General features: G+C 50.3%; 14 protein-coding genes. 12 read left to right on the top strand and 2 right to left on the bottom strand.

Going from position 1 to position 13,833, the window contains the following annotated elements; translation table 11 throughout:
* Positions 1 to 3 precede the first annotated feature (3 nt).
* The 4 genes from M2407_RS04570 to M2407_RS04555 all read left to right on the top strand — a co-directional run bounded on the left by M2407_RS04570 (position 4) and on the right by M2407_RS04555 (position 5,931).
* Positions 4 to 2,550: a replication endonuclease gene (locus M2407_RS04570; RefSeq protein ID WP_259216843.1), complete on the top strand. Its 2,547-nt coding sequence runs from the start codon at positions 4 to 6 to the stop codon at positions 2,548 to 2,550.
* The gene (locus tag M2407_RS04565) at positions 2,528 to 2,869 is read left to right on the top strand and encodes a hypothetical protein (protein WP_259216842.1); all 342 of its coding nucleotides are present in this window, start codon (positions 2,528 to 2,530) and stop codon (positions 2,867 to 2,869) included. The genes M2407_RS04570 and M2407_RS04565 overlap by 23 nt, the downstream gene beginning before the upstream one ends.
* Positions 2,870 to 3,062: 193 nt before the next feature.
* Complete coding sequence (locus M2407_RS04560; RefSeq protein WP_259216841.1) at positions 3,063 to 4,094, top strand: hypothetical protein; 1,032 nt, start codon at positions 3,063 to 3,065, stop codon at positions 4,092 to 4,094.
* 934 nt (positions 4,095 to 5,028) lie between these two features.
* Entirely contained in the window at positions 5,029 to 5,931 is a 903-nt protein-coding gene (locus M2407_RS04555; protein WP_259216840.1) for a hypothetical protein, read from the top strand.
* A 301-nt stretch (positions 5,932 to 6,232) separates the two neighbouring features.
* Here M2407_RS04555 and M2407_RS04550 read toward each other — a convergent pair whose 3' ends face one another.
* Together M2407_RS04550 and M2407_RS04545 are read right to left on the bottom strand one after the other, a co-directional pair.
* Positions 6,233 to 7,270, bottom strand: a complete 1,038-nt coding sequence (locus M2407_RS04550) for a phage portal protein (RefSeq protein ID WP_259216839.1) — start codon at positions 7,268 to 7,270, stop codon at positions 6,233 to 6,235.
* On the bottom strand, positions 7,271 to 9,040 hold the full coding sequence (locus tag M2407_RS04545; protein WP_259216838.1) for a terminase large subunit domain-containing protein: 1,770 nt from the start codon (positions 9,038 to 9,040) through the stop codon (positions 7,271 to 7,273).
* A gap of 190 nt (positions 9,041 to 9,230) precedes the next feature.
* Between M2407_RS04545 and M2407_RS04540 the strand changes: the two genes are divergently transcribed.
* The 8 genes from M2407_RS04540 to M2407_RS04505 all read left to right on the top strand — a co-directional run bounded on the left by M2407_RS04540 (position 9,231) and on the right by M2407_RS04505 (position 13,829).
* On the top strand, positions 9,231 to 10,028 hold the full coding sequence (locus M2407_RS04540; RefSeq protein WP_259216837.1) for a GPO family capsid scaffolding protein: 798 nt from the start codon (positions 9,231 to 9,233) through the stop codon (positions 10,026 to 10,028).
* A 55-nt stretch (positions 10,029 to 10,083) separates the two neighbouring features.
* A complete protein-coding gene (locus M2407_RS04535; RefSeq protein ID WP_259216836.1) occupies positions 10,084 to 11,142 on the top strand; it encodes a phage major capsid protein, P2 family in 1,059 nt (352 codons plus the stop codon).
* A 3-nt stretch (positions 11,143 to 11,145) separates the two neighbouring features.
* Positions 11,146 to 11,802, top strand: coding sequence for a phage terminase small subunit (gene gpM, locus M2407_RS04530; RefSeq protein ID WP_259216835.1), 657 nt, complete (start codon positions 11,146 to 11,148; stop codon positions 11,800 to 11,802).
* Positions 11,803 to 11,894: 92 nt separating this feature from the next.
* Positions 11,895 to 12,416 (top strand): head completion/stabilization protein, encoded by a 522-nt coding sequence (locus M2407_RS04525; protein WP_259216833.1) that lies wholly within the window; start codon positions 11,895 to 11,897, stop codon positions 12,414 to 12,416.
* Complete coding sequence (locus tag M2407_RS04520; RefSeq protein ID WP_049211534.1) at positions 12,416 to 12,619, top strand: tail protein X; 204 nt, start codon at positions 12,416 to 12,418, stop codon at positions 12,617 to 12,619. The genes M2407_RS04525 and M2407_RS04520 overlap by 1 nt, the downstream gene beginning before the upstream one ends.
* A 24-nt stretch (positions 12,620 to 12,643) precedes the next feature.
* Positions 12,644 to 12,910, top strand: coding sequence for a phage holin (locus tag M2407_RS04515; RefSeq protein ID WP_099062514.1), 267 nt, complete (start codon positions 12,644 to 12,646; stop codon positions 12,908 to 12,910).
* The gene (locus M2407_RS04510; protein ID WP_310445522.1) at positions 12,910 to 13,404 is read left to right on the top strand and encodes a lysozyme; all 495 of its coding nucleotides are present in this window, start codon (positions 12,910 to 12,912) and stop codon (positions 13,402 to 13,404) included. Before M2407_RS04515 ends, M2407_RS04510 begins: the two co-directional genes overlap by 1 nt.
* On the top strand, positions 13,392 to 13,829 hold the full coding sequence (locus M2407_RS04505) for a lysis protein (protein ID WP_259216831.1): 438 nt from the start codon (positions 13,392 to 13,394) through the stop codon (positions 13,827 to 13,829). The genes M2407_RS04510 and M2407_RS04505 overlap by 13 nt, the downstream gene beginning before the upstream one ends.
* Positions 13,830 to 13,833: the final 4 nt, after the last annotated feature.

Genomic DNA, 13,833 nt, shown 5'->3' with positions numbered 1-13,833 from the left:
TGCATGGCTAGAAATTCCGGTTGCCGTCACGCTCCCACCCCACCGCTGCCATACCCTGGCAGCGGCGCGCCTGCTTGTGAGTGGGCATTCTCATGGAATGCTCCGCTCCCGGTTATCGATCCGTCGCTGAACCGACCGGTCGAGATCGATAAACAGACCGAGGAGCAGATCGCCGCCACCCTGCGCGCACACCATCTGTTAGAACAACAACCACAGCTGATCCAACGCGATGTGCGCTACCACATCAACAAGCTGGAAGAATCCCAGGGCATCCGCCGGGGCAATGCGTACTTGACGAAAAACTTTGTTGAGCGCGTATTGCCACGGCTTGATCTCGTTAGTGATAAATACCGCGCTTCCAATAACAACAGCGATGCCGCCCTGTGCCACCGCTTTAACCATCTGCCGGACGCCGGGCGCGCTGATATTGAACTGCTGGCGAAAGATATCGCCGCTGTCATCAAGCAAGAACTGAGCGTAATCGATGAAGAGACTAGCCGGTCTTCTGAATTATTGAACGTCATGGCGCTATATAAAGGGGCTGCCGCACTCACCCGCAGGTTTAAGCAAAAGCCGCCACTGTGGGAAACCTACCAGGTGGCCTGCTGGAAAATGACAGTGGAGAACACCTCACCGGCAGTCATGCGCATGATGTCAGAAGATTGGTGGCTGCGCCGTTTGCGACGCCATTCTGACCGCTGGAAAGAACACCTGCATATAGCTATCGGTCACGTCAGCAAAAAAGCGACGCCCTATGCCAGCCGGCCAACCGTCAGCGATTGGCGGGAGCAGAAACGCCGCACCCGTGAATTCTTAAAATCGATGGAGCTGGAAGACGATGAAGGCAACCGCATTTCGCTGATCGACAAGTACGATCACAGTGTTGCAAATCCAGCCATTCGCCGGTGCGAGCTGATGAACCGCATTCGTGGTTTTGAGGATATCTGCAACGAAATGGGGTTCGTGGGGGAGTTTTACACCCTGACAGCCCCTTCCCGCTTCCATGCCACCAACAGACATGGCCACCGCAATCGGAAATGGTGTGGGGCCAGCCCGGACGAAACGCAGCGCTATCTGCGTAATGTGTGGGAACGCGCACGCGCCAAGCTACATCGTAAAGGGTTCCGTATCTTCGGGATCCGTGTGGCTGAGCCGCACGGTGACGGCACGCCTCACTGGCATATGCTGCTATTCATGCGGCCCGAGGTAGTTGACCAGGTGCGCGATATCCTGCGCGCTTATGCCTGTGCGGAAGACACTGACGAGCTTTACAGCGAACGCTCAAGAAAAGCCCGTTTCCACGCCGAAGCCATAGATCCGGAAAAAGGCAGCGCCACCGGGTACATCGCCAAATACATCTCAAAGAACATCGACGGTTACGCACTTGATGGCGAACTGGACGACGACAGCGGCAAAGAGCTGAAAGAGGTTGCCCCGGCGGTATCCGCCTGGGCCGCCCGCTGGCGTATCCGACAGTTTCAGTTTATAGGCGGCGCGCCGGTGACGGTCTACCGCGAATTGCGCCGCATGGCTGACCATGAAACCGCACTTGGCCTGAGTGTCGAATTTGCCGCTGTGCATGATGCAGCCGACGATGGCCGTTGGGCTGAATACGTCAACGCCCAGGGTGGCCCTTTTGTCCGACGTGACGATCTGATCGTTCGCTCCTACTACGAGCCGGCAGAAGCCACTAACGACTATGGCGAAGACGTGATCCGGATACGGGGTGTGTTTTCTCCCCCGGTTGGGATGGATACCCCAATTATCACCCGCACGAAGGAATGGAAGTTCGTTCCGGCCCGTGCCGTTGACCTGGCCGTTGACGTTAAGGGCGCGTCTGCGCCCTCTCGGAGTTCTGTCAATAACTGTACGGTATCGCTTGGAAGGTTAAGAACCAAACAGGTTCAGGAACCACCGCCACCACCTGAAAACCTCGATTTTGATCGAATAACCGATAAAGAACGGCGGTTGTTGCTCCGGCGAATACGCAGCGCATCGCCAGAACCCGTAAAAAATCCATTTATGGCCGTCGCCGAGGGCTTCGCATTGCCAGACGAGGGGCTAGATCTGCCACCAATAAGGTCGATACTGCCAGACATGGCCAGCATTAAGCGGTGGCGAGAGCAAGTGCGCCACGAGCAAGAACAGCGTGCGCTGGCTTATTTCAGTTTGGATGATGGGCAAGAGGCTGAAAATCAACGGCCATGTACGGCCAGCGTTGGCATTAACACAATCAAAAGATCACTCAGCAAGCTGGAACTCCAGATCGGCAGCTTCGCCGAGTCCATCGGTTTCAGTCTGGATGCCTGCATTCTGAAATCAGTGGCCAGGGGTGCAACGGTCACTATCGACGGTCAGCGCTACCGGGCACGGGCCGACGGTTGTCTGTATCAGCAAACAACGCCGGCAGCTACTACCGCGCTGACGCGACTCACTGCGCTATGGCATCAGCAGATACCAGAACAAACACGCCTGGTTGGTGACCACCTGAGAAAAGAAGCAGCGAAACAGAAATCGGAGGAACAACATGACCACATCGACAGAACGTAAACGCGCCCAGCGCCAGCGTGACAAGGCGAACGGCATCACCACGATCACCCTGCGCGTAGACAGCCAGGAAATGGCGATGATTTTGGAAGGTTGCCAGCAGCGCCGGATAGCACGGGAACCTTACGAGGTAGCAGAATACCTGATCGGGCTAATTCGGCAAGATAACAGATTACTGCATAAGCAGATGGCCGAGTTGCGGAAGAGCAGTTGCGGGAAGTGTTGGGATACTTTACCAGGTGATCTAGCCGGCTGCTGCCTGCAAGGTGACTCACAGTGTTGGCAGACAGCAGGTTACAAAAAGCTGATGCTTAAAATTTAGCAAAACGACCTAACTATATTAAAATTAAATAATAAACATAGATATAATTATTTTTTCATAACAACTGATGTAGCATTTGCAGGTTTATATAATATCTGAAAAGATATAAACTCCAAGAGAACACCAACACAAACTTGGCCTGATGTACAAAACATGGTTAATATACTGAAATCCAAAAAATAATGGTGAAAACATGAACGATGAGTATGAAAAAACAAATGCAGTCATCTGCCTTGGAGATTTAAAACAAGCAGCAATCTATTTTGAAAAAGTCATACCAATTAATACAATAGAACTAATTAAATATGAAGACAAACCGCTCACCAATTCATATTCATCATCTGACTTCATGAGCGACAGAATAGAACAGTTACGGTCAAATCTTCATGATAAAATGGATATTATTTTAGATTTGCTCTTGGGGTATGAGATGGGATACATGGGGGGTAATTCAAAGAAAAACATCATAAACAGTCTTTATGAGACAACTAGAGCATTGCAATATGATTTAATAAAAAATCATCCGCAATTATTTTTCAATCCAAGTTACGTGATGAATGAACGGCACCAAATACAACAACACCTAATGACAGAAGCAATTAAAACGGACAAGCTAATAACGGAAATAGATAATAAACCACAGAATATTTTGCTGGATTTCTGTAACTACATGGGAATAAACAAATTTAGTTACAGCTTTCCAAAATCAATGAAGAAAGAAAATGAAAATGAACAACATCAAGATATCCAAATAACATTATTGAATCTCAATCTAATTGATACCAAAGAAACATCATGGGAGCAGATTATGGAGATAAGAGATGACCCTAATTTAAGAAAAAGCTTTAGAAATCTAAAAATAATGATGCATAGTAACTATTCAGGAAAAAGCCTAGATTATATAGACGATGATATGCATAGACGAATCGAACAGTACGAACAAGCATCCAAGGCTATGGGATTAAAAACAATATCATCCTATATATCACAGATAAAAAACTCATCAGCTACGAAAACAGCTGTAACCTTAGGAGTTGCAGCCGCGATTATGCGTTTAAAAGGAATTGAAGTTCCAAATATCATGACAGGCTTATCTTTTGCAGCAATAACAGCAGAATTGTTGCAATTTGGGATAGAGATTAAACTTCGAGGAAATGAAATAGTTAAACTAAAAAATGAAAACCCAGTAGCTTTTATTATAGACGCAAGAAAAAAAATAGCTTAGTTTCTGATCAGAAAATCAAACATTCCCATGTTTCAAAATAAATACCAATCTACTCCCAAAAAACATCCCGCATAAATAAACGCCTCTAAGCTCGATAGTGAGGCGTTTACTCATCATCCGATCACACGAAAAAACAGATCCTATGCGCGGTTACGACCACGTGATAGGGGAAGAATTTTGTGCAACCCGGGCGAGATGAAAAGATCTATATCGATCCTAATCCGTGCCGTCCCCCCCGCCTCAGCGCTGCATACTTAATAGTTCACTTTTTATGCTGTAGGGAAAACAGGTCAAAACCTTGCTGGTTGTGCCTTTAGAGGATGATTAGGTATGTAGAAAAGTATGCGAATCATTGCACTTAAGATATGCAGTGTTTTTTTATTTAAAATACGGGTCGATCCCGATAAAAGCACGTTTTAAAGAAGGGTGCCAGCACTGGACATACCGGACGACGTGAAGCTATCCTGCCACGTCACAATTTTATTTTCAATAGTCGTGTGACATGTCATAGAGACACGAAGATATGAATTCATATTAATAGTCGCGCATGAAAATTAAAAATACCATCTTTCATCGATTAAATTTAGCACTGGTAATAGAACAACCTAACCTAACATGTGTTAGCCCAAGGCCAACCTGATATTGTTAAGTGGCCGAGATTATATTCACCCGTCGGTTAAGAGCAAAATTTACACTACCCCTCCAGTATTTTTCTTTGGTTTTTAAAAGGAGAGCACCATATAAATTACACACATCTAGCATTTTTAATAAACTCTGCCCTTCCATACATTATGATTTCTGCCTTGCAAGGAATCAAGGATCCCCCCCCAAAAAAATCACTCACGCTATCAGAACAAAAAGCAAACCAATACTTGCACTGGTTTGATGGACTAAATAAGGATAAAATCACGTCCCCCCCCTTAAGGATGAAATCATGAAAACGTTCGATCATTACTCGATTGTGATTGCTTTAAACCATCTTACAGATGTAGTTGATGCTGCTAGCCAAACAAATCTGTTCAAAGATTATGTGATGCCTGTTTTCGTTGTCATTCTCTCTGCTATAACTGCATACCTCATCGCTATCCGGGGATATCAATTCCAAGAAGCATCTAGAAACGAACGTGCGAAAGCTGATTCACTCAATACAATTACTCTGCAAATGCAGAATATGCAATCAAACTTGATTGCGATTAAACAAAATTATTGTGATGACATAGAATTTCACCCTATGCAACGTGCTTTAAATGTTCCAACAATGCCGATAAGAATTGAAACTGTAAATTTCAAATCAAACGAACTTGTACAGCTTTTACACGCGAGCAACGTAGATATTGAAAAGCATCCGTGGATGAACATAGCCTCATTTGTTGCCACATACTCAAACTATAATATGTTTGTTGAGATTTTAACTCTCAGAAATAAACTTGACGAGGAAGTAAAAAGACAAGTAGCATCGTTACTTCCTAGCGCAGGTCCCAGAGGTGAGATAAAAACAAATGACATTATGAAATTACTAGAAGAAAGCCTAGTTATGAAATATATTGATTTAACAGAAAAATTAATAACATTAGTTGATGATCTCTTACTCACGATAAACGATTTCTTGATTAATTTCCCTAAAAAAGCTTCTGAACCATTAAAAAAGAAATATCTCAATAATTACGTTTACCTCCAGAACTATATTAATCAGTCACCAGCATATGAAAAATCATTAGTTAGATGTAAGGAAGTAGATCTTTTCACCCTTGCACGAATAATGAAATTCGACAAGAATCAAGCCAGAAAAATGTACATTGACAGTTCAATTGTTATAACAACACCTGAGATAAAATGATAAATCTTTACCACATGGACTTCATCTGATTGGTTTATTTCTACAAGCATGTAATTTAAATTATCTCTTGGGTTGTATATACTGTTTGTCGTTCTGTCAAAATTATTAGCCCACCATAATCACGAATAACTATCTTCAGGCTGGTTGCATCTTTTTGCAACCAGCAGAATTTCTGACGCACTTGTACCCCCTGATATTAGTTACGCCCATTTTTGGCAAAAGCAAGCTACCAAGTCGAGTTTGGCTCAGCCATTAAAAATATCATACTAGGTATGAGTCAGTGTATTTACTAAGTCATTGTTCATACATCTGTTTTCAGCAGTTCATAAGGCTTGAAGCTGATCACCTCTTCCCCTGCCCACTCGTTAAGTTCGCATAGCCTTTCCTGCAAGGGGGCCAGCTCGTTAATCGCAAAAACCCGTGCGGCTTTCTCAACATCACCAAAACCACCGGTATTGTTCGGTAAAATCCCCATCAGTTGCGGCGGTGTGCGCTGGGCGGCAAGCTGATCATCACGCGTGACGTTTTTGATGTTCAAAAACTCGTCCTTTGCCGCGACCTCGGCCAGAGGGATCAGTTGTAACCCGTCCGGCTTACCGCCAGGGGCATACATAAACAGGTTGCGGAAGTTACCCGGCCCTTTTGACTCTTTCAGCGCTTTGCGCAGGTTATCGATATCCTCCTGCTTGTGCGCCGCATCGTTCATGTACAGGATAAACCCGGCATGGCTGCCGTTAAGGTAGTATTTCCGGCGAAACAGCGTCGCCGCCTCGTTCAGCCAGATGGAGTTAAGTGAGGAAAGGTATTCAGGAACGCCGTAAATCTCCTGGTTAATGTCAGGATCCATCAGGTGAAAAATAGAACCCTCCGCAAACTGGTGCGGCTCCATCCACGATTGCACGAACCAGTAAGAATCCGTTTCTACCCCACGGCGGGTGTATTTCGCCAGGCTGGGGGCCAGCTTCATCAGGCCGCCCAACCGGTTATAGCGCCCCTCAATAAAACTGTTGCCGAACACCATAAAATCCTGCGCATAGCGGCTAAAATCCTGCTTTGACAGCAACCGGTGCGGCTTGAACATGCTCACCAAAATATTGCGCTTCATGGTGATCGGTGAACTGTGATGCACTGCTGCGCGGAACGTCTTCGCCAGGCCACTAAATGAGATCGGCGGCTCATACCAACGGTCAACAATGCTGCATTCCAGATAGTCCAGGATTTCACGCCGATCCAGCATCGGGATAGGGTCGCCGAAGGTAAACGCCTCAACATGCTGCGCGCCGCTTTCTTTCTGCATGATCGGCTGGGTATTTTTGTGGCCCCGGTTGCGTTTGCTCATTTAAAAAATCTCCATAAAACCTGTATTGCTACCGGTTGCCCCTTCGAGCGGTTCGTTGAATAAGGCATGCATTACCGCCCAAGCCACATCACCGTGGCTGACGCCTTCGGCGCGGCTGGTGACATAGGTTGCCCGCCGGCCCGTTGCGGTCATCTGCTTGCGGATGGACATAAACGCCTGGGCGATATCCAGCGCGCCGGCGTCGAACTCCAGGCGGCCAGAGCGGATCACGTCGCGGGCTTTCAGCACCAGGTCAGTTTTCATTTCCAGGCTGTAGTTGATGGCGTTGACCGCCGGGAAGAACTGGCGCACCAATTGCGATACCGCACGGCCAAGGCCGGTGTTATCGATGCCGATATAGGTCACGTTGTAGCGCTCGGTCAGCGATTTGATATTTTTGGCCTGGGCGGAAAAATCCATGCCGCGCCATTGATGGCGCTCCAGCACGCGGAACTTGCCGCCCGCAATCAGTGGCGGCAGGATGACCGCACAGCCGGCGCTGTCACCGTTTTCAGAACTGGCCGGGTCATAACCGATCCAGACTTCCCGTGCCGCCACCGGGCGCAATGCGAAGGGTTTAACGTCAGTCCAATGCTCCCAACTGTCGACCATGCACCGCTGCATTTCCCCCATCGGGAACACTGACGCGGTATCGTCAATGAAGTTGCACATAAACAGGTTTTCAAAATCTTCATCGCTGTTCTCTTCGCGCAGCTCATCCAGATCAAACAGGTCACAGCCCCCGCGTAACGCATCCTCAATGGTGACAATCTGGCGAAACTGCTTATCTTCACAGAGCAGGCCGCTGGCCAGGCGTTTATAGCTAACGTCAATTTCCCGGCGTCTGTCCTTCGACTTACCCTTGTTAAACAGCGTGCCATTCCAGAATGAATAGGCTTCATGGGTCATGCTGGACGGGGTGGAAAAGTAGGTGGAACGGTAGCGTGTTTGCGACGCCATACCCGATGCGGCCCGGCGCAACTTCTTAAAGCCCGGGATCCAGAAATATTCATCCAGATACAGGTTGCCCGGTCGCCCCTGTGCGGTGTTGGAGTTGGTGCCTAGGAAGTGCATTTCCGCCGCATTTGGCAGAATGATAGTTTCCCCGCGCAGCTCAACATCAACCTCCTGCGCAAACGCCATGATGTAGTTTTTGAACTGGTGCGCCTGCGCTTTCGAGGCAGAAACAAACATCTGATTGCGGCCCGTGTCCAGGGCGTCGATCAGGGATTCGCGGGCAAAATAGTAGGTTGCGCCAATCTGGCGACTTTTCAGAATGTTGCGGATGCGGAATTCTTTCGACAGCCCGGCCTGATACCAACTGCGCTGATACTCAAACATCTGTTCAAGAAAGATTTCTTTCAGCCGGGTGTGTTGCTCATCCGTAAAGGCATTTTTCTGTGTGCGCTTACGCGGGCCAGCGTTACGGGCGGCAATATTGGGGTTAAGAACTGTCTCATTCCCGCCGTCGTTGTATTTCCCTATGCGGGCGTGTCGCTCAGCCTGCCGGGCCAACAGGTCAATTTCTTTGAGGTCGCGCCCTTCCTTCTCCGGCTTTAGAATCAGTTGGCAATACCGGGCGGCGGTCGTGATCTGCATTTGATCGAGTGGGCCGTAATCGTCCCACTTGTCGCGACGTTTCCAACTGTGTACCGTGACGGGCTTCTCCCCGATCATCTCGGCGATGCGGGCCACTCGCAGCCCTTGCCAATAGAGATACATCGCTTGACGACGGGGATCCAAATCGGCACTGATAGTAATAGCACTCATGCGTAATCAGCCTGAATTTCAACGTTTCAATGCCGAAAGGCTACCTACGCGCCACCGCCAACACCCTTAATGCGCCTTGTGCCATTGACCACACAAGGCCGCTGCATTGTCCCCATTCCAGCCCCCGGCCACCATAAGCCAAACACGGCCAACACCGGCCACATTCGCTTACATGATCGGGGCTTATCCAATGCCAATTTTAAAATCTTTCCGTGTCGCCGTCGAGGGGGCCACCAGTGATGGCCGTCAGATCCAGCGCCAGCACATCAAAGAGATAGCCGAAACCTATAATCAGCAATTCAAACCGGCACGCGTCAACCTTGAGCATTACCTGAGCATTTTCCCTGACAGCACCTTCTGTGCTTATGGCGATGTGCTGTCCCTGAGTACCGGTGAAATCAACGATGGCCCGCTGAAAGGTAAGTTGGCGCTCTACGCCAAGGTTGATGCAACGGATGGCCTAGTGGAGTTGAACAATAAGCGTCAGAAAATTTTCACCAGCATTGAGTATTACGAAAAATTCGCAGATACCAACAAAGCCTATCTGACCGGTCTCGCGTTCACGGATAACCCTGCATCACTCGGCAGTGAAGCAATGAAATTCAGCTCAAATCACCTGGCGCAGCAAGGTCTGTTTTTCTCTGCCGCAGAAGAAACCACCCTCGAATTCGAAACGCCGGAAACCGAAAAGCCGAACCTGCTCGCCAGCATTAAAGCCATGTTCAGCAAACGGCAGGCCTCTGATGATGCGCGCTTTATCGATGTTCACCAGGCCGTGGAGTTGGTCGCCGAAAGGCAGCAGCAGGTCGAAGAGAAACTTTCCGGCCTGGATGGCATGAAAGACACCATTCAAAAGCTGACAGACCGACTGACCGCCAGCGAGACGGCATTTTCCACACTGGAAACCAAACTCAGCACCACCGACCGCAGTGACAAGCGTCGCGAACTGTCAACGGGTGGCGAAAGCGCCGAGCTAACCGACTGTTAAGCAATCAATTACAGGCGGTGATAGCACCGTTCTAGCCGATTAAAGGAAAAGAGAAATGAGAAAGGTAACCCGTGAGCAGTACAAGAAGTATGTGAACCAGATTGCAAACATCAACGGCATTGATGCCCTGGATGTAGCGGCAAAGTTCACCGTGGAGCCATCCGTCAGCCAAACCCTGGAAGAAAAAATCCAGGAAAGCAGCGGTTTTCTGAAAACAATCAATATTGTCCCGGTTGATGAACAAAGCGGTGACAAAATCGGCCTGGGGATTGATCGCCCGGTTGCCAGCACCACCAATACCGATGAAAAAGACCGTGAACCCATCGATCCAACCAGCCTGGATGAACAAGGCTACATGTGTACCCAGACCAACTTTGATACTGCATTGAAGTATTCAAAACTGGATTCATGGGCCAAATTCAAGGATTTCCAGGTCAAAATTCGCAACCAGATTGTGAAACGTCAGGCGCTGGATCGCATCATGATCGGCTGGAACGGAACTAAACGTGCAAGAACGTCCGATTTCACCGTCAACAAGCTGTTGCAGGACGTGAATATTGGTTGGCTGGAAAAAATCCGCAAAGGCGCGCCGGATCAAGTGATGTCAAAGATTTTGGATGAGGCGGGCGCTGTCGTGTCAGAAAAAATCCGCATCGGTAAAGCCGGCGACTATCACAACCTGGACGCCCTCGTTATGGATGCCGTCAACGAACTGATCGCCGCCTGGTTCCAGGACGATACCGAGTTGGTCGCCATCGTCGGGCGCTCCCTGCTGGCGGATAAATACTTCCCGATCGTCAACAAAGAGCAGGAAAACAGCGAAATGCTGGCGGCGGACGTCATTATCTCGCAAAAACGCATCGGTGGATTGCAGGCGGTGCGCGTCCCTTCCTTCCCGGATAACACCATTCTGATCACCCGTCTGGATAATTTGTCTATTTACTGGCAGGACGGCACCCGCCGCCGCCACATCATCGACAATCCGAAGCGCGATCGCATTGAAAACTACGAATCGGTCAACGAGGCCTATGTGGTGGAAGATTACCAATGCGCCGCACTGATCGAAAACATCGAAATCCTGAAACCAGCCGCACCGGCACCGACGGAGGGTTAACCCATGACCAGCCCGGCACGCAGGCATAAGCAATATATCGCTGCGCAGCAATCCTCCTCGCTGAGTGAGGCGGCCAGCCTGAGCCACCTGGGCAACTATGACCTGCTGCTGTTCAAGATGCAGCAGGATTTAGCCAGGCTGAGCAGTGTTGAGTCCCACGACACCAAGGCGGAACTGAAACGCAGCATGATCCCCACATACATGCCGTGGGTGGCCGGTGTGCTGCAAAGTGATGCCGGCAGGCAGGACGCCATTTTGATGCGCGTGCTGGTCTGGTTGCTGGACGTGGGCGACATGGAAACCGCACTGAATATCGGTGAATACGCCATCAAGCATGATTTGGTTGCCCCGGACGGCTTCGAACGCTCTACCGGTTGCCTGATTGCCGAAGAGTTGGCCGCCGCCGCACAACGCAGCATGACGGCCAATAAGCCGCTGGATACCGCGCAGTTACTCCGCGCTCAGCAGTTGCTCACAGGGCAGGATATGCCGGACAAGGTCAAAGCCCGGCTGTATAAATTCGCAGGGTATGCCCTGCGTCAAGACGGTGACAACGTGCTTGCCCTGGACACATTAAAAAAGGCCCTGCTGAAAGATGAGAATTCCGGTGTGAAATCTGACATTAAGCAACTGGAAAAACTCATTCAGGCAGGACGTTAACGAATCGCCCCCGGCGAGGGCGGCACGGGAGCCGCGACAGGTTTTAACCGCATCAACGCTCCCGTCCACCGCCCGACTCACAGAGAAAAAACATGGTCAGCATAGCGATTGAACCCGTGCCGGGCGACCAGAAACCCGGTAACAATCTGGAAATTGATGTGACGCCTCCCCCTGCGCCACCGGTCAGCACCGTGATTAAAAATACGGGTTTCTGGCCGGATATCGACCTGAAACAGTACCGGGAAGATATGCGCCAGGACGGCACGATCACACAGCCGCGCCTGCTGGAAGCCGCCCGCAATGCCATCAATGAAGTTAACGATCGCCTGGCCAACTGGCGAAAACAGCAGCAAAGCGCGGGATATAGCGAGCTGGATCAGGTTCCTGCCGACCGTCTGGATGATGAGAGCACCCGCGTACAGCTTTACCGCCGCGCGGTGTTTTGTCTGACGCAGGCCAGCCTGACCGAGCGATTTCGCAGCTTTGACGCCACCAATTCAGGCAACAAGCGGGCCGAATCGCTGGAGCCAACCGTTGACGACCTGCGCCGCGATGCGGATTGGGCCATTAATGATTGCCAGGTGCTGCCACGCATGACGGTTGAGTTGATCTGATGAAAGTCTATGCGCACCAGGGCGACACCGTTGATGCACTGTGCCAGCGCTATTACGGCAAAACACAGGGTGTCACCGAGCAGGTATTGCTGAGCAATCCGGGCTTGGCCGATCGGGGGCCAATTCTGCCCCACGGTTGCCCGGTAGACATGCCGGATATCATTCAGGCCGCATCGGTGCAAACCCTTCAATTATGGGATTAACCCCGTGCGGGCGGGAGGTGGAGAATGAAAATTATGACGGAAAAACTTGCCGCCGGTCTTAACTACTGCATTGCCGGCGGACTCTGCACCGGCGGTCTTGTCGACTGGTTCCGCCATGTGGACTGGAATCAGGTTGCGGTGATCGGCGGTTTTATCCTGGGCCTGATCACTTATCTCACGCAGACCTATTTCGACTGGCGGCGCACCAAAGCCTATGAGAAAGGGGTGAGCGCCGGGATCATCACTGAACCGCCAGTAAAGCGCCGCCTGTTCCGTAAGGAGGCCGAATAATGGCGATGTCATCTACCTTGCGGAAAAGTTTGCTTGGCGCTGCCGGTACTGGCGCAGTGGCGATCGCCACATTAATGATCCCCGAACTGGAAGGCGTCAGGCTTGAACCTTATCGCGACGTCGCAGGCGTGTTGACGGTCTGCTACGGCCACACCGGGGCCGATATTAACCCCGGCAAGCGCTACAGCCTGGCGCAATGCAAGGCCATGCTGGATAAAGACCTGATCCCCTTTTCCCGTTCGGTTGAGCGGTCGGTAAAGGTTCCGGCGACGGAGTACCAAAAAGCCGCGCTAATCAGTTTCAGCTACAACGTGGGCGTTTACGCTTTTGAGCATTCTTCTCTGCTACGCAAACTGAACGCAGGCGATACAGCCGGCGCGTGTGCAGGCCTTCGCCAGTGGATTTACGCCGGCGGCAAACCGTGGAAAGGCCTGATGAACCGCCGCGATATAGAGCATGAGGTTTGCACCTGGGGGCAAAAATGGCCCGTCTGATTGCCGTCATCGTCCTGATTTTGCTCTGCCTGCTGGCCTTACTGTTCTACAGCAATCAGGGGCTGCGCCAGGTGCGTGACACGTTGCAGGATGCCAACGGTAAGCTAACCCGCCAGATTGATTGGCAGAATAAAACGCAGCGTGCTGTTGCCGCCATTGACGAAAACCGAAGCCGGGAATTAACCGATGCGAAAAGTAAAATTGATGGTTTGCAGCGTGATGTTGCCGATGGCCGTCGCCGGCTGCAGCTCAGCGCCACATGCCCAACCGCCTCCGCCGCCAGCCTGGCTGATGCAGACGGCCCCCGACTTACTGACGCCGCTCAACGGGATTATTACACCCTCAGAAAGCGAATTGAAACCGCCCACAGCCAAATAGCGGGCCTGCAAGACTACATCCACAACGTCTGCCTGGCGCAACCGTAGGAGC

Origin of the sequence: Serratia sp. BIGb0234, from assembly GCF_024809915.1 — a bacterium.
In the GTDB taxonomy this organism is placed as follows: Bacteria; Pseudomonadota; Gammaproteobacteria; order Enterobacterales; family Enterobacteriaceae; genus Serratia; species Serratia liquefaciens.
This window is presented reverse-complemented; position numbering and strand designations above follow the sequence as displayed.